This is a genomic window from Actinoallomurus sp. NBC_01490 (assembly GCF_036227085.1).
Classification (GTDB): Bacteria; Actinomycetota; Actinomycetes; order Streptosporangiales; family Streptosporangiaceae; genus Actinoallomurus; species Actinoallomurus oryzae.
The window spans coordinates 5779199-5798553 of the sequence record NZ_CP109433.1; the positions used below are offsets into that span (position 1 = coordinate 5779199).

General features: G+C 71.9%; 19 protein-coding genes. 16 read left to right on the forward strand and 3 right to left on the reverse strand.

Annotation, left to right across the window (positions count from 1 at the left end):
- Nucleotides 1-50: 50 nt before the first annotated feature.
- Nucleotides 51-1280 carry a DUF349 domain-containing protein gene (locus OG417_RS26930; protein ID WP_329261794.1) on the reverse strand — a complete coding sequence of 410 codons (1230 nt, stop codon included), beginning with the start codon at nucleotides 1278-1280 and terminating at the stop codon, nucleotides 51-53.
- A gap of 216 nt (nucleotides 1281-1496) precedes the next feature.
- A complete protein-coding gene (locus OG417_RS26935; RefSeq protein ID WP_329261797.1) occupies nucleotides 1497-2324 on the reverse strand; it encodes a peptidylprolyl isomerase in 828 nt (275 codons plus the stop codon).
- Nucleotides 2325-2535: 211 nt separating this feature from the next.
- Between OG417_RS26935 and OG417_RS26940 the strand changes: the two genes are divergently transcribed.
- Genes OG417_RS26940 through aspS form a run of 3 tightly spaced genes read left to right on the forward strand, consistent with a single transcriptional unit; the run spans nucleotide 2536 to nucleotide 6280 of the window.
- On the forward strand, nucleotides 2536-3219 hold the full coding sequence (locus OG417_RS26940) for an MBL fold metallo-hydrolase (RefSeq protein WP_329262590.1): 684 nt from the start codon (nucleotides 2536-2538) through the stop codon (nucleotides 3217-3219).
- A gap of 8 nt (nucleotides 3220-3227) precedes the next feature.
- Nucleotides 3228-4496: a histidine--tRNA ligase gene (gene hisS / locus OG417_RS26945; protein WP_329261799.1), complete on the forward strand. Its 1269-nt coding sequence runs from the start codon at nucleotides 3228-3230 to the stop codon at nucleotides 4494-4496.
- A complete protein-coding gene (gene aspS, locus OG417_RS26950; RefSeq protein ID WP_329261802.1) occupies nucleotides 4493-6280 on the forward strand; it encodes an aspartate--tRNA ligase in 1788 nt (595 codons plus the stop codon). The genes hisS and aspS overlap by 4 nt, the downstream gene beginning before the upstream one ends.
- A gap of 188 nt (nucleotides 6281-6468) precedes the next feature.
- Here aspS and OG417_RS26955 read toward each other — a convergent pair whose 3' ends face one another.
- Nucleotides 6469-7197 (reverse strand): GNAT family N-acetyltransferase, encoded by a 729-nt coding sequence (locus tag OG417_RS26955; RefSeq protein WP_329261805.1) that lies wholly within the window; start codon nucleotides 7195-7197, stop codon nucleotides 6469-6471.
- A 110-nt stretch (nucleotides 7198-7307) separates the two neighbouring features.
- On the opposite strand from OG417_RS26955, the gene OG417_RS26960 reads away from it, so the two are divergent.
- The 13 genes from OG417_RS26960 to OG417_RS27020 all read left to right on the forward strand — a co-directional run bounded on the left by OG417_RS26960 (nucleotide 7308) and on the right by OG417_RS27020 (nucleotide 19347).
- Entirely contained in the window at nucleotides 7308-8654 is a 1347-nt protein-coding gene (locus tag OG417_RS26960; protein WP_329261807.1) for a replication-associated recombination protein A, read from the forward strand.
- Nucleotides 8655-8710: 56 nt separating this feature from the next.
- Nucleotides 8711-9724 (forward strand): PLP-dependent cysteine synthase family protein, encoded by a 1014-nt coding sequence (locus OG417_RS26965; RefSeq protein WP_329261810.1) that lies wholly within the window; start codon nucleotides 8711-8713, stop codon nucleotides 9722-9724.
- 255 nt (nucleotides 9725-9979) lie between these two features.
- Nucleotides 9980-10345, forward strand: a complete 366-nt coding sequence (locus OG417_RS26970; RefSeq protein ID WP_329261812.1) for a DUF948 domain-containing protein — start codon at nucleotides 9980-9982, stop codon at nucleotides 10343-10345.
- Complete coding sequence (locus OG417_RS26975; RefSeq protein WP_329261815.1) at nucleotides 10342-10584, forward strand: DUF6167 family protein; 243 nt, start codon at nucleotides 10342-10344, stop codon at nucleotides 10582-10584. Before OG417_RS26970 ends, OG417_RS26975 begins: the two co-directional genes overlap by 4 nt.
- 1 nt (nucleotide 10585) lies before the next feature.
- Nucleotides 10586-13252 (forward strand): alanine--tRNA ligase, encoded by a 2667-nt coding sequence (gene alaS / locus OG417_RS26980; protein WP_329261817.1) that lies wholly within the window; start codon nucleotides 10586-10588, stop codon nucleotides 13250-13252.
- Between the two features lie 277 nt (nucleotides 13253-13529).
- Complete coding sequence (gene ruvX, locus OG417_RS26985) at nucleotides 13530-13988, forward strand: Holliday junction resolvase RuvX (RefSeq protein WP_329262593.1); 459 nt, start codon at nucleotides 13530-13532, stop codon at nucleotides 13986-13988.
- Entirely contained in the window at nucleotides 13985-15160 is a 1176-nt protein-coding gene (mltG, locus tag OG417_RS26990; protein WP_329261820.1) for an endolytic transglycosylase MltG, read from the forward strand. Before ruvX ends, mltG begins: the two co-directional genes overlap by 4 nt.
- Nucleotides 15157-15963: a shikimate dehydrogenase gene (locus OG417_RS26995; protein WP_329261823.1), complete on the forward strand. Its 807-nt coding sequence runs from the start codon at nucleotides 15157-15159 to the stop codon at nucleotides 15961-15963. The genes mltG and OG417_RS26995 overlap by 4 nt, the downstream gene beginning before the upstream one ends.
- Nucleotides 15964-15966: 3 nt before the next feature.
- Nucleotides 15967-16812 (forward strand): putative RNA methyltransferase, encoded by an 846-nt coding sequence (locus OG417_RS27000; RefSeq protein ID WP_329261826.1) that lies wholly within the window; start codon nucleotides 15967-15969, stop codon nucleotides 16810-16812.
- 278 nt (nucleotides 16813-17090) lie between these two features.
- Complete coding sequence (gene infC / locus OG417_RS27005) at nucleotides 17091-17663, forward strand: translation initiation factor IF-3 (protein ID WP_442875764.1); 573 nt, start codon at nucleotides 17091-17093, stop codon at nucleotides 17661-17663.
- Nucleotides 17664-17813: 150 nt separating this feature from the next.
- Nucleotides 17814-18008, forward strand: a complete 195-nt coding sequence (gene rpmI, locus OG417_RS27010; RefSeq protein WP_329261832.1) for a 50S ribosomal protein L35 — start codon at nucleotides 17814-17816, stop codon at nucleotides 18006-18008.
- Nucleotides 18009-18124: 116 nt separating this feature from the next.
- A complete protein-coding gene (gene rplT, locus OG417_RS27015; protein WP_285618952.1) occupies nucleotides 18125-18499 on the forward strand; it encodes a 50S ribosomal protein L20 in 375 nt (124 codons plus the stop codon).
- Nucleotides 18500-18522: 23 nt separating this feature from the next.
- Nucleotides 18523-19347 (forward strand): TrmH family RNA methyltransferase, encoded by an 825-nt coding sequence (locus OG417_RS27020; RefSeq protein WP_329261836.1) that lies wholly within the window; start codon nucleotides 18523-18525, stop codon nucleotides 19345-19347.
- Nucleotides 19348-19355: the final 8 nt, after the last annotated feature.

Consider the following 19355-nt stretch of genomic DNA (forward strand, 5'->3'; position numbering starts at 1 on the left):
GGCGGACCCGGCCCGAAGGCTCCGGATCCGCCCCGTCGACGACTCGTGGGTCAGGACAGCTCGGACAGGGTGTGCTCGGCCTCGGCGAGCCAGGCGCGGCGGGCGGTCAGGGCCTCCTCGGCGTCCTTGACGTCCTTGTCACGGCCGGCGCTCCGTGCCTTCTCCAGGCGCGTCTCCAGCTGCTCGATGGAGGACCGCAGCTGCGCGACCGTCGCCTCGGCGCGGGCCCGCGCCTCCGGGTTGGTGCGCCGCCACTCCGACTCCTCGGCGGTGCGGACCGCCTCCTCGATCTTGCGGAGCCGTCCCTCGAGCCGCTCGCGCGAGTCGCGGGGAACCATGCCGATGGTCTCCCAGCGCTCCTGAATCGAGCGCAGGGCCTGCCGGGTGGCGCGAACGTCGCGTACGGGCAGCAGCCGCTCCGCCTCGGTGAGGAGCTTCTCCTTGGCCTCGGCGTGCTCACGGAACTCCGCGTCGCGCTCGGCGAACACCGCGGACCGGGCGGAGAAGAAGGTGTCCTGGGCGCCCTTGAACCGCGCCCACAGCTCCTCTTCGGCGTCGCGGGAGGCGCGGCCGGCCATCTTCCACTGGCGCATCAGCTCGCGGTACGCCGCGGCGGTGGGCCCCCAGTCGGTGGAGCCGACCATGGCCTCGGCGTCGAGGACCAGCCGTTCCTTCTCCGCGCGGGCGTGCTCGCGCTCCACCTCGAGGTTGGAGAAGTAGGCCTTGCGACGCTTGGTGAAGGCGTTGCGCGCCGAGGACAACCGCTTCCACAGCGCCGTCTCCGTGGGGCGGTCGACGCGCTCGGCGGCCTTCCACTCCTCCACGAGCTGGCGCAGGCGCTCACCGCCGTTCTTCCAGTGCGTCTCCTCGGCCGCGATCCGCTCCGCCTCGGCGACGATGCGCTCCTTGATCTCGCGGGCCTGCACGCGCGCCTGGTCCCGGGCGACCTTGATCTGCTCACGGCGCTCTCCGACCAGTGCGGACAGCGCGTCGAGCCGCCGGCTCAGGCCGTCGAGGTCGCCGACCGCGTGGGCCTCGGCCACGGCCTCGCGGAGCCGGGCGATGGTGTGCTCGGCCTGGGAGGCCGCCAGGTCGGTGGTCCGGATCCGCTGCTCGAGCAGGTCGACCTCGGTGACGAGGGCGTCGTACTTGCGGCGGAAGTAGGCCAGGGCCTCCTCGGGCGCTCCCGCCTGCCACGAACCGACGGTGCGTTCCCCGGCCGCCGTGCGGACGTAGACGGTGCCGTTCTCGTCGACCCGACCCCAGGGGTCAGTGGTCATCGCGGGCCTCCCCGGTGTGAGGCGTGGCCATCGCGGGCCGCCTCGTGGCCGGCACGACGTCCCCGCGCGTACGGCGAGGGATACCCAAGGATTCGGTGGCGCTGCACACCGCTGCCTCCTGTGTCAGAGCCCGGGGCGTCCCCTCACGCACCGGGCCCACCATGATGACGTCCATGGGAGAAGCGCTCCCGCTGGCCACCCTAGCCAATCGCATTGCTACATCTTCGCGACGGTGAGGTCTTTTATTTCGATTTTCTTCTTTGGGGCGGTGTTCCCGCTCTGGTCGGCCGGCTCGGCGCCCGCCTTCGCGACGGAGTCGACGACGTCCATTCCCTTGGTGATCTCACCGAAGACGGTGTAGTCGGCGGGCAGCGGCGAATCGCCGTAGACGATGAAGAACTGGCTTCCGTTGCTGTTCGGAGCGCTGCTGTGCGCCATCGCGATGACGCCGCGCTTGTAGGTCGCCTGCCCGGACTTGCCGGCCTTCGGGACGTTCTCATTGCCGAAGCCGTACGCGGGACCGCCCGTTCCGGTGCCGGTCGGGTCACCGCATTGCAACACCTTGATACCCTCGGTGACAAGGCGATGACATTTAGTGTTGTTGAAGAATTTCTTGCTCGCCAGATACTTGAACGAGTTGACGGTGCACGCGGCCTTGCTGCCGTCGAGCTTGGCGGTGATCGTGCCGAGGCTCGTGTCGATCGTCATCTTGTACGTGCCCTTGACCGGCTTCACCGGGGGCTTGCCGACGTCCTTGGCGCTCGTCGCCGCCTCGGCGGGCAGGGGCTGGTAGGCGCACTCCCCGGGCTTGACCGAAACGCTCGGCGCCGCGGTGGGCGTGGAGGCGGCGGAGGTCTTGTCCTTCTTCGCCGGGCCGTTCATCGCGAACGCGATGGCCCCACTGCCCCCGGCGACCACCACGACGGCGACCACCGTGCCGATGATCTTCATCCGCCGGGCCCTGGCCTGCCGGATCGCCCGGCGCTGCTGCTGGCGCTCGTAACGCAGCCGGGCCAGCTCCCTCTTGCGGTCTTTACCCGCCACCGGTGTCGCACCTCATCGATTCGCGTCGTGAACTGGGAAACGTGTTGCGCATCGTAGCGGTCCCGGCCGGTATTTTCGGCCCCGCACCGCAGAGGCGCCCAAACCGGCCGAACATCGGACGTGCTCCGCCCCTCTCACGCTATGTCGTTCGCGATGGCGCGCGTACCGCCGGTACGCTCGATCTCGCCGGTAGCAGTCAGAGAGGATGACCGTGCTCATCGCCACCTTCCCCGCGGGGTCCTTCGCGACGAACTGTTATGTCGTGGCGCCCGAGGCCGGGGAGGAGTGCGTGATCATCGATCCCGGTCAGGACGCCGAGGCGATGGTGTACGACGTGTTGCGCGAGCACCGGCTCAAGCCGGTCGCGGTGGCGCTCACGCACGGCCACATCGACCACGTGTGGTCCGTCGCCCCGGTCTGCGGCGCCCGTGACGTGCCCGCCTACATCCACCCGGACGACCGTGACATGTTGTCCGACCCGGCGAAGGGCTTTCCGCCGCAGGTCGCCGGTCAGCTCCTCGGCGGCCTGACGTTCAGCGAGCCGGACGACGTGCGCGAGCTCGGCGACGGCAACACCCTGACACTCGCGGGCCTGGACTTCGTCGTCGACCACGCGCCCGGCCATACACCGGGCTCGGTGACGTTCCGGCTCGCCGCCGAGCCCGTGATGTTCTCCGGCGACCTGCTGTTCGCCGGCTCCATCGGACGTACGGACCTGCCGGGCGGCGACTACGCCACGATCATGGACAGTCTGGCGCGGGTATGCCTGCCGCTGCCGGACGAGACCGCCGTGCTGCCCGGGCACGGCGCTCAGACCACCATCGGCCGCGAGCGGGCCACCAACCCGTTCCTCAAGGAGATCGCTCCGCTCGACGGCCCGCACAGGGGACTCTAAGCAGACAGATGAGCTCGAACTTCCAGGCCCCCAAGGGGGTCAATGAGTACGTTCCGCCGCGCTCGGCGATCTACCTCGCCGCGCGTGACGCGTTCGCCGCGGTGGCGACGCGCGCCGGCTACTCCTACCTGGAGCTGCCGGTGTTCGAGGACACGTCGCTGTTCTCACGCGGCGTGGGGGAGTCGACCGACGTCGTCTCCAAGGAGATGTACACCTTCGAGGACCGCGGTGGGCGCTCGCTCACCCTGCGTCCGGAGTTCACCGTGGGTGTGCTGCGGTCGGTGCTCCAGCACAACCTGCACCGGGGGGAGCTGCCGGTCAAGGTCTGGGCCACCGGGCCGGCGTTCCGCTACGAGCGCGCCCAGGCCGGGCGTTACCGGCAGTTCTACCAGGTCGACCTGGAGGCGATCGGCTCGGAGGACCCGGCCGTCGACGTCGAGACGATCGCGCTCGCCTGGGACTGGTACCGCGAGCTGGGCCTCACCCGGCACACCCTGCACCTCAACTCCCTCGGCTGCCGCGAGTGCCGTCCGGTGTACCGCGCGGCCCTGCAGGAGTTCCTGCGCGGGCTCGACCTCGACGAGGCCACCCGCGCCCGCATCGATCTCAACCCGCTGCGGGTGCTGGACGACAAGCGTCCCGAGGTGCGGGCCCAGGTGGAGGCCGCGCCGGTGGTCACCGACTACCTGTGCGGCGCCTGCAAGGCCCACCACGACAAGGTCCGCGAGCTGCTCGCCGACCTGGACATCCCGTGGGTCGACGACGCGCGCCTCGTCCGCGGCCTCGACTACTACACGCGCACCACGTACGAGTTCGACCACCCGCTGCTCGGCGCCCAGTCCGGCATCGGCGGCGGCGGTCGTTACGACGGGCTGTCGGAGGACATCGGCGGGCCGCCGCTGCCGGGCATCGGGTTCGGCCTGGGCCTCGACCGTACGGTGCTGGCGATGGAGGCCGAGGAGACCGCGGCGGCGTCCGCCGCGGGCGTCACCGTCTACGGCGTGCCGCTCGGCGAGGAGGCGCAGCGCAGGATCTTCGGCCTCGTCGCCGCCCTGCGCCGGGCCGGGATCGCCGCGGACATGTCCTACGACGGCAAGAAGCTCAAGGGCGCCATGCGGGGCGCCGACCGGTCCGGGGCGGCGTACGCCGTGATCCTCGGCGAGCGAGATATCGCCGCCGGGTCCGCTCAGGTGAAGGACCTGGCCAGCGGCGACCAGGTCGCCGTGCCGCTCGACGAGATCGTCACGACGTTGAAAGAGAGGCTTTCCCAGTCATGATTCGCTCGCACGAGGCGGGGTCGCTCCGCCGTGAGCACGCCGGACAGCAGGTGGTGCTCGCCGGCTGGGTCGCGCGCCGCCGCGACCACGGAGGCGTCACGTTCATCGACCTGCGCGACGCGTCCGGCGTCGCGCAGGTCGTCTTCCGCGAGGAGGACACCGCCCACGACCTGCGCGCGGAGTTCTGCGTCAAGATCACCGGCGAGGTCCGCGTACGGCCCGCCGGCAACGAGAACCCCGAGCTCCCGACCGGCGACGTCGAGGTCGTCGCGTCCGACATCGAGGTGCTGAGCGAGGCGGCGCCGCTGCCCTTCCCGATCGAGGCGGACGTCAACGTCAACGAGGAGGTGCGGCTCAAGCACCGCTACCTCGACATCCGCCGCGACACGCTCGCCCGGGCGCTGCGCGTCCGGTCCCAGGGCTCCTTCATCGTCCACGACGTCCTGCGCGAGCACGGGTTCGTCAACGTCGAGACGCCGACCTTCACCAGCTCCACCCCGGAGGGCGCGCGCGACTTCCTGGTCCCCGTACGGCTCAAGCCGGGTCACTGGTACGCCCTGCCCCAGTCGCCGCAGCTGTACAAGCAGCTGCTCATGGTGGCGGGGATGGAGCGCTACTACCAGCTCGCCCGCTGCTACCGCGACGAGGACTTCCGCGCCGACCGGCAGCCGGAGTTCACCCAGATCGACATTGAGATGTCCTTCGTCGAGCAGGAGGACGTCCTCAAGGTCGCCGAGGACCTCGTCGGGCGCCTGTGGAGCGAGGTCGCGGGCTATGAGATCCCGCGGCCGATCCCGCGCATCACCTACGCCGACGCGATGAGCCGCTACGGCTCGGACAAGCCGGACCTGCGGTTCGGCAACGAGCTGGTCGACATGACGGCGTACTTCAAGGACACGCCGTTCCGGGTCTTCCAGGCCCCGTACGTCGGCGCGGTCGTCATGCCGGGCGGCGCGTCCCAGACCCGCAAGGAGCTGGACGGCTGGCAGGACTGGGCGAAGGCGCGCGGCGCGAAGGGCCTGGCGTACGTCCTCGTCCAGGAGGACGGCACGCTCGGCGGCCCGGTCGCCAAGAACCTGTCGGAGACCGAGCGCGAGGGCCTGGTGGCCGAGGTCGGCGCCTCGCCCGGCGACGCGGTGTTCTTCGGCGCCGGCAAGCCGCACGCCACGCAGGAGCTCCTCGGTGCCGCCCGCCTGGAGATCGGCCGCCGCTGCGGGCTGATCGACGAGTCCGCGTGGGCGTTCACCTGGGTGGTCGACGCCCCGATGTTCGAGGAGACCGACGAGGGCGGCTGGACGGCCGTGCACCACCCCTTCACCTCGCCGAAGCCGGAGTGGGCCGACTCGTTCCACGACAAGCCCGGTGAGGCGCTCGCCAGTGCGTACGACATCGTCTGCAACGGCAACGAGATCGGCGGCGGCTCGATCCGTATCCACCGCGGCGAGATGCAGCAGCGGGTGTTCGAGACCCTCGGCCTGGAGCGCGAGGAGGCCGAGACGAAGTTCGGCTACCTGCTGGAGGCGTTCAAGTACGGTCCGCCGCCGCACGGCGGGATCGCCTTCGGCTGGGACCGCGTCGTCATGCTGCTCGCGGGCCGCGACACGATCCGCGACGTGATCGCCTTCCCGAAGGCGGCCTCGGGCTATGACCCGCTCACCGGCGCGCCGACGCCGATCACGCCGGAGCAGCGCAAGGAGGCGGGCGTGGACGCCCGGCCGGAGGCACCGGCGAACCCGCCGAACGAGCCCGGCCACATCGTCCGGCCCTCCGAGGAGCGCTACTGAGCGACCGCCGGGGAGCCCTCGTCCCGTGAGGGGCGAGGGCTTCGGGCAGTCTTCGACGGCCCGCCGAGGTCCCGCCGTGATGGCTCCGAGGCCGCCCCACGAGGCCCGGGCCGTACGTGGGGCGCAGGCCGTACGTGCGGCCGGGGCGGCCCCCATGAGCCTGCCCCGGGTTCCGAGCCGAGCGGGGCTCAGGCCGGGCGCTTCATGAGCCCGGTGGTCAGCGCCCGGTCGACGGTGAAGCCCAGGCGGTCGTACATCCGCAGGCCGACCGCGTTGTCGGCGTAGACGCCGAGCGTCACCACGTCGCACCCCGCGGCGAACATCCGGCGCATCGCCCATGCCGTGATCGACGGGCCCAGCCCGCGGCCGCGCGCCTCGGGGTGGACCGCGATCGCCGACACGTGGCCGACGCCGTCGGCGGCGGTCGTGTCGGCCAGGCACGCCAGCAGCCGTCCGTCCCGCCGGACGCCGGCCCAGCGGCGCACCTTCGGGTCGCCCGGCCACGCCGACGTGCCGGGGCTGACCAGCGTCAGCAGCTCGGTGACGGCGTCCTCGTCGTCGCACCAGCCGACCGCCGCCTCGGCCGGCTGCGGCGGGGGAGTGCCGTAGGCGGCGCGGAAGTTCCAGTCGCTCGGCCGGCTCAGCGGGAGCGGCGTGCCGCGCGGCACGATCACCCGGATGCCCTCGGGCAGCTCGCCGTGCACCGCGGCGACCAGCTCCGCCGTCTCGTCCGGCGGGCCCAGCGCGACCAGAGAGCGGATGCGACCCTCCACGTCGTAGCCGGTGAAGGCGACGGCGCGGCCGCCGGCGCCACGCCAGGCGGGCCCGCGGCCGGCGCCGCGCGTGCCGCGGATGAGGGGATCGTGGCCGGTGAGGTCGAGGAGCTCTGGAATCGAACAGGGGGACCAGGAGGGCATGGCCCTCAGCGTAAGGAGTGTCCCGCTCTTACGCTCCGGCACACCGGGCCTGCCGCCAGGCCGTCCGGCGCGTGCCCGCGATGTCCCCGCGGGCGGATAGTGTCGGCACCGTGGCGCGCAGGGACGATGAGCAGGCCGACAGCCTTTTCGACACACAGGCGGAGGAGGCCGAGCAGGCCAACGCGCCGCTCGCGGTCCGCATGCGGCCACGCGGCCTCGATGAGGTGGTCGGTCAGGAGCACCTGCTCGGGCCGGGCACGCCACTGCGCCAGCTGGTCGAGCGCGACGTCGCCATGTCGCTGGTCCTGTGGGGCCCGCCGGGCACCGGGAAGACGACGCTCGCCTATGTCGTCAGCCAGGCCACCGAGCGGCGGTTCGTGGAGGTCTCCGCGGTCTCCGACGGCGTCAAGCAGGTCCGGGCCGCCATCGACCAGGCCAAGCGCGAGCTCGGCATGCGCGGACGGCAGACCGTGCTGTTCGTCGACGAGGTCCACCGGTTCAACAAGGCCCAGCAGGACGCCCTGCTCCCCGCCGTGGAGAACCGCTGGGTCTCCTTCATCGGCGCCACCACCGAAAATCCCTTCTTCTCGGTGATCAGCCCGTTGCTGTCGCGTTCGCTGCTGCTGACGCTGGAACCGCTGGGCGACGACCAGCTCCGCGAGGTGATCCGCCGCGCCCTGGCCGACGCACGTGGCCTGGCCGGTGCCACGAGCATCACCGAGCCCGCCGAGGACCACCTCGTACGCCTGGCGGGCGGCGACGCACGCCGGGCGCTGACCTACCTCGAGGCCGCCTCCTACGTCGCGGGCCACGAGCCGATCGACGTCGACGTCCTGGAGAAGGCCGTCGACCGGGCCGCGGTCCGCTACGACCGCGAGGGCGACCAGCACTACGACGTCATCAGCGCGTTCATCAAGAGCATCCGCGGATCCGACGTCGACGCCGCCCTGCACTACCTGGCCCGCATGATCGAGGCGGGGGAGGACCCCCGGTTCATCGCGCGGCGCCTCATCGTGCACGCCAGCGAGGACATCGGCATGGCCGACCCGACCGCGCTGCAGACCGCGACCGCCGCCGCGCACGCGGTGGAGTTCGTCGGCCTGCCCGAGGCCCGCATCAACCTCGCGCAGGCCGTCATCCACCTGTCGCTGGCGCCCAAGTCCAACGCCGTCATCCGCGCGATCAACGAGGCGAGCGCGGACGTCCGGCGCGGTTTGGTCGGCCCGGTCCCGGCCCACCTGCGCGACGCGCACTACAAGGGCGCGAGCAAGATCGACCACGGCAAGGGCTACCAGTACGCCCACGACTTCCCCGGTGGCGTGGTCGAACAGCGCTACGCCCCGGACGCCGTCGCGGGCCGCGACTACTACCACCCGACCAAGCACGGCATGGAGTCCCGCTTCTCCGAGGTCGTCGAACGCCTCCGCGCCGTCCTGCGCGGCGGACGCCAGGGCTGACCCCGACGACGGTTCGCGCGCCGCCTCCCGGACGGGACGCGGCTACGCTACGGACGGTGGGATCGACACGGGAGTGGGCGGCCGCCGGCATCGCCCGGATCGAACGCGACGTGGCCGCGACGCCCCTGCGGAGCCTGCCGACGCCTCCGGAGTGGGGCGTCGGCCTGTCGCTGAAGGACGAGTCCGCGCAGCCGACCGGCAGCGTCAAGCACCGGCTGCTGGCGGCGGCGTACGTCCAGGCGCTGGCGGCCGGGCAGATCACCGAGGGCACCACCGTGGTCGTGGCCACCGCCGGGCCCGCCGCCGTGGCCGGCGCGCACTTCGCCCGCACGCTCGGCCTGGACTTCGTCGCGGTCGTGCCGCGCCGCACGCGCGAGGACCGGATCGCCGCGATCGAGGCCGCGGGCGGGCGCGTCCACCCGCACGATCCGCCGGCCGCGATCTACGACGAGGCGCGGCGGCTGGCCGCCGGCACCGGAGGCTTCCACCTCGATCACTTCGCGGTCGCCGCACAGGTGATCGACTGGCGCGACGGCAACATCGCCGCCGAGATCTTCGCCGATCTCGGGAGCCCGCCGCGATGGATCGTGACCGGCGCGGGCACCGGCGCGACGTCCGCGACGATCGGCCGGTTCCTGCGCCATCACGGCCACGAGACGATGCTCGCGGTCGCCGACCCGGAGAACTCCGCGTACTTCCCCGGATGGGCGAGCGGCGCGACGGACTACGCGACCGGCATGCCCTCACGGGTCGAGGGCATCGGCCGCCCGCGCATGGAGCCCGGCTTCCTGCCGTCCGCGGTGGACCTCGTGATCCCCGTGCCGGACGCCGCGAGCGCCGGCGCGCTGGCCTGGCTGCGCGAACACACCGGGATCGCCGCCGGCGCCTCGACCGGCACCTGCCTGTGGGCCGCCTGGCGGCTGATCGCCGAGATGCGCGCCGAGGGCCGCCGCGGCGAGGTCGTGGTGATCCAGGGGGACGCCGGACGGCCACCCGGCCTCGACGGCTCCGCCTACACCGCCGCCATCGAGCGGTTCCTCGCCATCGGCGAACTCGACGTTCCGGCCTGACGGACCGCCCGGACGCGCATATCGTGCCGCGGTGCCCTGGGGGCGGCGGCCGCTCCTGACCTCGGCTCGGGCATGATCGGAGCGCGACGCGCCGCTCCGGGCGCGGGCCGGTGAGAGGCCGCGCCTCCGCCGCCGGAACGGCGCTTCCGGGCACCCTGCGGGCGGACACGTCGGTTCGCGTGGCCTCCGCCGAGGTGAGGGGGACGGTATGGTCTGTCCGACCAGGTTCTCCGACGACAGAAGGAGAGGGAGCCGATGCTGAGTGGCGGACAGGTGGCCGGCCTGATCGTGGCCGTTTTCTGGGCGATTCTCGTTGCCTTCCTCGCCTTCGTCCTGCTGAGACTGGCCAGGCTGCTGAAGGAGGCGACCAAGATGGTCGCCGACATCGGCGAGCAGGCCGGGCCGCTGCTGGACGACATGACCAGCACGGTCACACGGGCAGGTGAGCAGCTGGACCGGGTCGACCTGATAACCAAGAGCGTCGGCAGCGTCACGCAGAACGCCGCGGCGGTCACGACCACGGTCACCTCGGTGGTCGGCGGTCCGCTCGTGAAAGCGGCCGCCTTCTCCTATGGTGTCCGTAAGGCCATCGGTGCGCGCAACCAGGACGGCAAGCGGTGATCCGCCGGCTGTTCTGGCTCGTCCTGGGCGGCAGCCTGGGCGCCTGGGCCGCATTCCGGCTCAAGCGTCTCATGCGTGCCCTGACACCCCAGGCGCTCGTTCACCAGGCCTCCGGAGTCGGCCAGACCGTACGCGACTTCACCGACGACGTTCGCACCGCCATGCACGCACGCGAGGACGAGTTGCGTGACGCGCTCGGACTCGACGCGCCAACCGAAACAGACAAGGACCACCACTGAGATGGAGTCGGCAGAGATCGCCCGCCGTTTCCTCCGCTTCTTCGAAGAGCGCGGGCACGAAGTGGTGCCCTCGGCCAGCCTGATCGCCGAGGACCCCACACTGCTGCTGGTCAACGCGGGCATGGTGCCCTTCAAGCCCTACTTCCTGGGGCAGCGTAAACCGCCCTACCAGCGGGCCACGAGCGTGCAGAAGTGCATCCGCACACCCGACATCGACGAGGTCGGCAAGACCACGCGGCATGCGACGTTCTTCCAGATGCTCGGCAACTTCTCCTTCGGGGACTACTTCAAGGAGCTGGCGATTCCCTACGCCTGGGAGTTGCTGACCTCCTCCGAGGCCGACGGAGGCTTCGGCTTCCCGGAGGACCGGCTCTGGGCGACCGTCTACCAGGACGACGACGAGGCCTTCCGCATCTGGCGGGACAAGGTGGGCCTGCCCGAGGAGCGGATCCAGCGGCGCGGCCTCGCGGACAACTACTGGAACATGGGCGTGCCGGGCCCCGGCGGACCCTGTTCGGAGATCTACTACGACCGCGGTCCGGAGTACGGCAAGGAGGGCGGCCCGGTCGCGGACGAGGACCGCTACCTCGAGGTCTGGAACCTCGTCTTCATGCAGTACCAGCTCAGCACGGTGCGCAGCAAGGTCGACTTCGACGTGCAGGGCCCGCTGCCGGCCAAGAACATCGACACCGGCATGGGCCTGGAGCGCATGGCGGCGATCCTCCAGGGCGTCGACAACATCTACGAGGTCGACACCATGTGGCGGATCCTCGACCTGGCCGCCGACCTGACCAAGACCAAGTACGGCCGCGACGCCCGCAACGACGTCTCGCTGCGGGTGGTCGCCGACCACATGCGCAGCGGCACGATGATGGTCGGTGACGGCGTCGTGCCCTCCAACGAGGGCCGGGGTTACGTCCTGCGCCGTATCCTGCGCCGCAGCATTCGCAACCTCCGGCTGCTCGGCGCCGGTGATGAGCGTTACCTGCACGAGCTCACCGACGCGGCGATCGAGGGGATGGGCGAGACCTTCCCGAGCCTGCGGGCCGACGCGGCGCACATCCACACGGTCATCGACGCCGAGGAACAGTCCTTCCTCGCCACCCTCCGCACCGGTACGGCGATCTTCGACGCCTCCGTCGAGGAGACCAAACGCCGCAAGGGCACGGTCGTGTCCGGGGCTCAGGCGTTCACGCTCCACGACACCTACGGCTTCCCCATCGACCTGACCCTGGAGATGGCGGCCGAGCAGGGCCTGTCCGTCGACGAGACGGAGTTCCGCCGGCTGATGGACGAGCAGCGGCAGCGCGCCAAGGCCGACGCCGCGGCCAAGAAGACCGGCAACCTCGACGTGTCGGTCCTCGGCGAGATGCTCGAACGCGCCGGCACGGTCACCTTCACCGGCTACGACGCGGTCGAGGCGGAGGCCCGCGTGGTCGGGCTGCTCGTGGGCGGCGCGAACGTCCCGTCGGCGGGGGAGGGCACCGAGGTCGAGGTCGTGCTCGACCGCACCCCGTTCTACGCCGAGGGCGGCGGCCAGCTCGCCGACCAGGGCACCATCAAGCTGTCCAGTGGCGCCGAGATCGAGGTCCTCGACGTCCAGACGCCGCTGACCGGCCTCGTCGTGCACCGTGGCCGGGTGCGCCGTGGCGAGGCCCAGGCCGGTGACACCGCGTTCGCCCAGATCGACGTGGAGCGGCGCCGGGCGATCTCCCGCTCGCACACCGCGACCCACATGGTGCACCGCGGCTTCCGCAACGCCCTCGGCGAGTCGGCCGCCCAGGCCGGCTCGGAGAACGCCCCGGGCCGGTTCCGGTTCGACTTCACCGCCGCCGGGGCCGTTCCGCCGAGCGTCCTGCGCGACGTCGAGGCCGAGGTCAACGCCACCCTCATCGACGACCTGGGCGTGCACGCCTCGGTGCACCCCATCGACGAGGCGCGCAAGATGGGCGCGCTGGCCCTCTTCGGAGAGAAGTACGGCTCCGAGGTCCGGGTCGTGGAGATCGGTGACTACTCCCGCGAGCTGTGCGGCGGCACCCACGTCGCCCGCTCGGGCCAGCTGGGCCTGATCAAGGTCCTGGGCGAGCAGTCGATCGGCGCGGGCGTGCGCCGCGTCGAGGCGCTCGTCGGCATCGACGCGTTCAAGTTCCTGGCGCGCGAGAACGTCCTGGTCGCCCAGCTCGCCGAGCAGCTCAAGACCCGCCGCGAAGACCTGCCCGAGCGCGTCTCCGGGCTCGTCACGCGGCTCCGCGAGGCCGAGAAGGAGCTGGAGCGGATCCGCTCCCGCCAGGTCCTGGAGATCGCCGGTGAGCTCGCCGGGGGCGCCCAGGACGTCGGTGGCGTCGCCTTCGTCTCCCACCGGGCTCCCGGCGGCGTCGGCGCGGACGACCTGCGCCGGCTCGCCGTGGACGTGCGTGGCCGCCTCACCGGCCGGCCGAGCGTCGTGATCGTGGCCGGTGTGCCCAAGGACCGGCCGGTCGTGGTCGTGGCGGTCAGCGACGAGGGCCGCGCCCGCGGCCTGCGCGCCGGAGCCCTGGTCGGCGTCGCCGCCAAGGCCCTCGGCGGCGGAGGCGGCGGCAAGGACGACCTCGCCCAGGGCGGAGGAGTCAACCCCGAGGCGATCGGGGAGGCTCTGGCCGCCGTCCGCCGAGCTGTGGGGAGCCAGTGAGCGAGCGGAGCGAGCGAACCGGTAAGCACGTGCGCCTGGTCCTTCGTCCGACGGAGGAGGACTCGTGACTGAGCGGAGCGAGCGAACCGGTAAGCGCGTGCGCCTGGTCCTTCGTCCGACGGAGGAGGACTCGTGACTGAGCGGAGTGGTATGCGCGTGCGCCTGGTCGCGCCTCCGGCGAGGGAGGGCTCGTGAGGAAGCGGAGCGGCCGGCACCGGGGCCGGTTCGCCGGGGCGACGGAGGAGGCCCCGTGAACGACCCGGGGCAGGAGCAGCGCGTGAGACGCGGTGTCCGCCTCGGAGTCGACGCGGGGAGCGTCCGCATCGGCGTCGCCCGGAGCGATCCGGGCGGTATCCTCGCCTCCCCCCTGGAGACCGTACGCAACGGCAAGGGCGACATCGACCGCATCGTCGCCCTCGCCGCCGAGAACGAGGCCGTCGAGGTGATCGTCGGCCTGCCGACCTCGCTGTCGGGCCGTGAGGGCCCGGCCGCGGGGGAGGCGCGGCGGTTCGCCGCCCGCATCGCCCGGCGCCTGCCTGCGGGGTCCGTACGCCTGTTCGACGAGCGGCTCACGACGGTCACCGCCGAGAGCGGCCTGCGCGAGCGCGGCGTGCACGGGCAGGCGCGCCGTAAGGTCGTCGACCAGGCCGCCGCTGCCGTGATCTTGCAGGCCGCACTTGACGCCGAACGCTTGACGGGCCGTCCACCTGGGGAGATTGTCCGGGGGGACACATGAGTGATGCGGATCTTGACTTTCTCCGGCAGCTCGCCGAACGTCAGCGCTCGGCCCGCACCGAGTCGGCCGGACGCCGTGGCGGCCATCGCGGCCGTCGCGGCCGCCGCCGTAAGAAGAGCCGCCGGGGCCGCAGGCTCGCGCCCATCGTGGCGATCCTCTTCCTCGTCGCGGTCGTGGGCGGCGGCGGATACGTCGGCTTCACGGCACTGAGCGGCTTCCTCAACCCGCCGGACTACAAGGGCGGGGGCACCGGCTCGGTCACCGTCCAGATCCAGGACGGCGACTCCGTGCGGCAGATGGGCGGCCGCCTGGAGCAGGCCGACGTCGTCAAGTCCAGCAGCGCCTTCTACAAGATCGCCAAGGACGACCCCAAGGCCACCAGCATCCAGCCGGGCTATTACCAGCTGAAGCTCCACATGTCCGCCCGGGCGGCCCTCGCGCTGCTGCTCAGCCCCGCGTCACGAACCGGACGGGTCACGTTCCCCGAGGGCAAGCGCGCCTCCGAGGTGCTGGCCACCCTGGCCAAGCGCACCCGCATCCCGCTCAAGAACTTCCAGCGCGCCGCCCAGAACACCAAGGCGCTCGGCCTCCCGTCGTACGCCCACGGGCAGATCGAGGGTTACCTCTACCCCTTCACGTACGACCCGCCGCCGAAGGCCACCGCGACTCAGGTGCTGCGCGCGATGGTCGACCAGTTCAAGAAGGCCGCCGACGACATCGACCTGGAGAGCGAGGCCAAGCGGGTCCACATGTCGCCGCACGACGTCGTGGTGGCCGCGAGCCTGGTGCAGGCCGAGAGCGGCACGACCGAGGACATGCCGAAGGTCGCCCGGGTGATCGAGAACCGCCTCCACAGCTCGGAGCCGTGGATGCACAAGCTCCAGCTCGACAGCACGGTCATGTACGGCCTGGGCAAGTACGGCATCGTCGCCAGCGGCAACGACCTGAAGTCGACCAGCCCGTACAACACTTACGCCCGTCCCGGCCTGCCGCCCGGTGCGATCTGCAACCCCGGCGAGGAGGCCATGCGGGCCGTGCTCAAACCCGCGAAGGGCCCGTGGAAGTACTTCGTGACGACCGACCCGAGCCATCACATCACCAAGTTCACCGACAGCTACTCCGAGTTCCAGCGGTTCCGCCAGGAACTCCAGCAGAATCTGAGGCACGGATGACCCGGGCCGCCGTTCTCGGCGCGCCGATCGCGCACTCGCTGTCGCCGGCGCTCCACCGGGCCGCCTATGCCGCGCTCGGCCTCGGCTGGACCTACGAGGCGATCGAGTGCCGCGAGGGCGACCTGCCCGAGGTGCTCGGCCGGCCGTGGGCGGGCCTGTCGCTGACCATGCCGCTGAAACGCGCCGTGCTGCCGCTCCTGGACGAGGTCTCCGACCTCGCCCGCGCGGTCGGCGGCGCGAACACCGTCGTGTTCGAGGCGGGCCGGCGGCGTGGCTTCAACACGGACGTGTACGGCATCGTGACCGCGCTGGCCGAGGCCGGCGTGCCCGCGCCGGGCTCGGCGGTGGTGCTCGGTGCCGGAGCGACCGCGTGCTCGGCCCTCGCGGCCCTGCGCGAGCTGGGCGTGCACAAGGCGATGCTGGTGGCCCGCGATCCCGGCCGGGCGGCCGAGGCGGTGGCCGCCGCGTCCCGGCTCGGCGTGGGCGTGACCGTACGCACCTTCGCCGAGCCGCTGCCCGACACCGACCTGGTGATCTCCACTCTGCCCGCCGGCGCCGCCGACCCGTACGCCGAGACGATCGCCCGGGCCACCGGAGCGCTGTTCGACGTCGTCTACGCGCCGTGGCCGACTCAGGCGGCCCAGGCCGTGCGCGAGGCGGGGGGCGTGATCGCCGACGGCTTCACCATGCTCCTGCACCAGGCGGTACGCCAGGTGGAGCTGATGACCGCGGCCACGGACGTGCCGGTCGAGGCGATGCGCGCCGCGGGCCTGGCCGAGATCGCCCGCCGCTCCGGCGCCTAGCGGATGCTCGCCGACGTCGTCCCCTTCCTGCGCTGCCCCGTCTGCGGCGACGGCCTGACGCTCGACCGGAGGGCCCTGCGCTGCCCGGCCGGGCACGCCTTCGACCTCGCCCGGCAGGGGTACGCCGGGCTGCTGACCGGCAACGTCCGTACGGGCACCGCCGACACCGCGGCCATGGTCGCCGCCCGCGCGGAGTTCCTCGACGGCGGCCACTACGCGCCGCTCGCCGAGCTGGTCGCCGAGCGGGCCGCGGAGCGGGCCCCGGCCGGCGGTTGCGTCCTCGACGCCGGGGCGGGCACCGGCCACTACCTGCGGGCGGTGCTCGACCGGCTGCCGGGACGGCCGGGCGTCGCGCTGGACCTGTCCAAGCACGCGCTGCGGCGCGCCGCACGCGCCCACCCGCGCATCGGCGCCCTGACCTGGGACGTCTGGCGTCCGTTGCCGGTTCGCACCGGTACGGTGGGGGTGCTGCTGGACGTCTTCGCCCCGCGCAACGCCGCGGAGTTCCACCGGGTGCTCCGGCCGGACGGCGTGCTCATCGTCGTCACCCCGGCCGCGCGCCACCTGCGGGAGCTGATCGGCCCGCTCGAACTGCTCACCGTCGACCCGCGCAAGGCCGAGCGGGTCGCGGACACCCTCGGCGGGCGGTTCCGCGCGGCCGGCACGTGGCCGCTGGAGCTTCCGCTGCGGCTGACGCGGTCCGAGACCGCCGCGCTCGTGGCGATGGGCCCCAGCGCCTGGCACGCCGACACCGACGCCCTGCGGAAGCGCGTCGAGGCGCTCGCCGAGCCGGTGCCGGTGACCGCGGCGTTCGAGGTGCGCGTTTTCGACGTGGAGCCCGAAAGCTGATATCTTTAAGCGTTGACTGGCCTGGCGCGAAGGCGCCGGGCGCGCAAGCGGAGGTCACTCCCACCTGATCGGCCGCGCTCCTCGCGGAGCGGAAGGTCGATGGGTCCCGGTCAGGCGCACCTTGTCGTGCGCCCGCCTCGTCGGCTTCGGCCGCCGGGGTGTCCGGTAGTGGCCCCGCGATGCGAGTCATGCGGGGCTTTTCGCATGAAGGGCCCGGGGTATGGCCGGTCAGAGACAGCGAAGTACCCCAAGGAGGTCCCATCAGCGCCGAACCGCGTATCAACGAGCGCATTCGCGTGCCCGAGGTCCGGCTCGTCGGTCCGAACGGCGAACAGGTCGGCATCGTTCCCATCGCCAAGGCTCTCGACCTTGCCCGGGAGTCCGATCTCGACCTGGTGGAGGTCGCCCCGACCGCGCGACCGCCCGTGGCCAAGCTCATGGACTACGGAAAGTTCAAGTACGAGTCCGCGATGAAGGCCCGCGATGCGCGACGTAACCAGGCGCACACCGTCATCAAGGAGATCAAACTCCGGCCGAAGATCGATCCGCACGACTACGGCACCAAGAAGGGCCACGTCGAGCGGTTCCTCAAGGCAGGTGACAAGGTCAAGGTCACGATCATGTTCCGTGGCCGCGAGCAGTCCCGCCCGGAGCTCGGGTTCCGGCTTCTGCAGCGGCTGGCGGAGGACGTCGAAGAACTCGGCTTCGTCGAGTCCAGGCCCAAGCAGGACGGCCGCAACATGATCATGGTGCTCGGGCCGCACAGGAAGAAGAGCGAGGCAAAGGCCGAGCAGCGCGCCGCGACCGGCAGTCGCGCGCGTCGGCAGGTGGAGGACGAGGCCCCGGCCTGACCCGGGGCAGTCCCACCGCGACCCTGCTCACGTAGCGGGGTCGTCTCGCGATGAAGCACGCACATCGCGCCTTGTCCGGCGCCCGGTGTCCCACGATGGGACGCCGCGCGCCTGTGCCGGGGCGCTCGGACTAGGGAGACGTCGGCGACCATGCCGAAGATGAAGACGCACAGTGGTGCCAAGAAACGATTCAAGGTCACCGGCACCGGCAAGGTCATGCGCCGCCGCGCCAACCGCAACCACCTGCTCGAGCACAAGCCGACCAAGCGCACGCGCCGGCTGGACGGGCCCGTGGTGCTCTCCAAGAACGACGAAACGAAGATCAAGAAGCTGCTCGGCAAGTAGCCCGGCACCGAAATGATCGCCGGGCTCCCGGTGCCCGCACGGCACCGGTGGTCCCGTAAGTCCTACGACCGGCCGGCTGCCCACGAGGCACCGGCCCCCACGAGGGAGTTCGAAACGTGGCACGCGTGAAGCGGGCGGTCAACGCCGCCAAGAAGCGCCGGGTCGTCCTGGAGCGGGCGAGTGGCTACCGTGGCCAGCGGTCCAGGCTGTACCGCAAGGCCAAGGAGCAGCAGCTCCACTCGATGACGTACGCCTTCCGTGACCGGAAGGACCGCAAGGGCCAGTTCCGCCGGCTCTGGATCCAGCGGATCAACGCGGCGGCCCGCGCCAACGGGATGACCTACAACCGATTCATCCAGGGCCTGCGCGAGGCCGGCGTCGAGGTCGACCGCCGGATGCTCGCCGAGCTCGCGGTCAACGACGCCCCCGCGTTCGCGGTGCTCGTCGAGACCGCCAAGAAGGCGCTGCCCGCGGGCACCGCCGCGGCCTGATCCGCATCAGGACATCCGCGCAGATGGCGGGCCGGGAGCTGAGTTCCACCCGATCACCGAGGGTGAAGGCGGCTCGCCGGCTCGCCAAACGCGCGTTCCGGCGCCGTGAGCACCGATTCCTCGCGGAGGGCCCGCAGGCCGTCCGCGAGGCCCTGGCGCTGAACGGCGTTCTGGCCGAGCTGTTCGCCACCGCCGAGGCCGAGAACCGCCACCAGGACCTGGTCGCCCAGGCGGAGAAGGCCGGGGTGCCGATCTTCCGGGTGAGCGGTGAGGTCATGGCCGAGCTGGCCCAGACCGTCACCCCGCAGGGCCTGCTGGCGGTCTGTGAGTTCGTCGACGTCCCGCTGGACAAGGCGCTGTCACCGGCGCCGCGCCTGGTGACGGTGCTGGCGCACGTCCGCGACCCGGGCAACGCGGGCACGGTCCTGCGGACCGCGGACGCGGCGGGGTCCGACTCGGTGATCTTCACCGACGCGTCGGTGGACCCCTACAACGGCAAGTGCGTCCGCGCCTCGGCCGGGAGCCTGTTCCACCTGCCGGTCGTGACGGGTCCGCGGTTCGACGCCCTCATCCCGGCGCTGAAGGACGCGGGCCTGACCGTGGTCGCCGCCGACGGGGCGGGGGAGTCCTCGCTGGACACCGCCCTGGACACGGGCACGCTCGACGGGCCCACCGCCTGGGTGTTCGGCAATGAGGCGTGGGGACTGCCCGAGGAGATCCTGAACGCCGTCGACGAGGTGGTCCGGGTCCCCATCTACGGCGGCGCTGAGAGCCTCAACCTGGCCACCGCCGCCGCGGTCTGCCTCTACACCTCGGCGCGCGCCCAGCGGGCTTCCCGGACCCCCTGAGGCGGCGC

What these genes read in the sequence shown, in the direction of transcription:
- OG417_RS26930 (WP_329261794.1), bottom strand. Translation starts at nt 1,280, where the DNA reads ATGACCACTGACCCCTGGGGTCGGGTCGACGAGAACGGCACCGTCTAC.
- hisS (WP_329261799.1), top strand. Translation starts at nt 3,228, where the DNA reads ATGAGCTCGAACTTCCAGGCCCCCAAGGGGGTCAATGAGTACGTTCCG.
- aspS (WP_329261802.1), top strand. Translation starts at nt 4,493, where the DNA reads ATGATTCGCTCGCACGAGGCGGGGTCGCTCCGCCGTGAGCACGCCGGA.
- OG417_RS26955 (WP_329261805.1), bottom strand. Translation starts at nt 7,197, where the DNA reads ATGCCCTCCTGGTCCCCCTGTTCGATTCCAGAGCTCCTCGACCTCACC.
- OG417_RS26970 (WP_329261812.1), top strand. Translation starts at nt 9,980, where the DNA reads ATGCTGAGTGGCGGACAGGTGGCCGGCCTGATCGTGGCCGTTTTCTGG.
- alaS (WP_329261817.1), top strand. Translation starts at nt 10,586, where the DNA reads ATGGAGTCGGCAGAGATCGCCCGCCGTTTCCTCCGCTTCTTCGAAGAG.
- mltG (WP_329261820.1), top strand. Translation starts at nt 13,985, where the DNA reads ATGAGTGATGCGGATCTTGACTTTCTCCGGCAGCTCGCCGAACGTCAG.
- OG417_RS26995 (WP_329261823.1), top strand. Translation starts at nt 15,157, where the DNA reads ATGACCCGGGCCGCCGTTCTCGGCGCGCCGATCGCGCACTCGCTGTCG.
- OG417_RS27000 (WP_329261826.1), top strand. Translation starts at nt 15,967, where the DNA reads ATGCTCGCCGACGTCGTCCCCTTCCTGCGCTGCCCCGTCTGCGGCGAC.
- rpmI (WP_329261832.1), top strand. Translation starts at nt 17,814, where the DNA reads ATGCCGAAGATGAAGACGCACAGTGGTGCCAAGAAACGATTCAAGGTC.
- OG417_RS27020 (WP_329261836.1), top strand. Translation starts at nt 18,523, where the DNA reads ATGGCGGGCCGGGAGCTGAGTTCCACCCGATCACCGAGGGTGAAGGCG.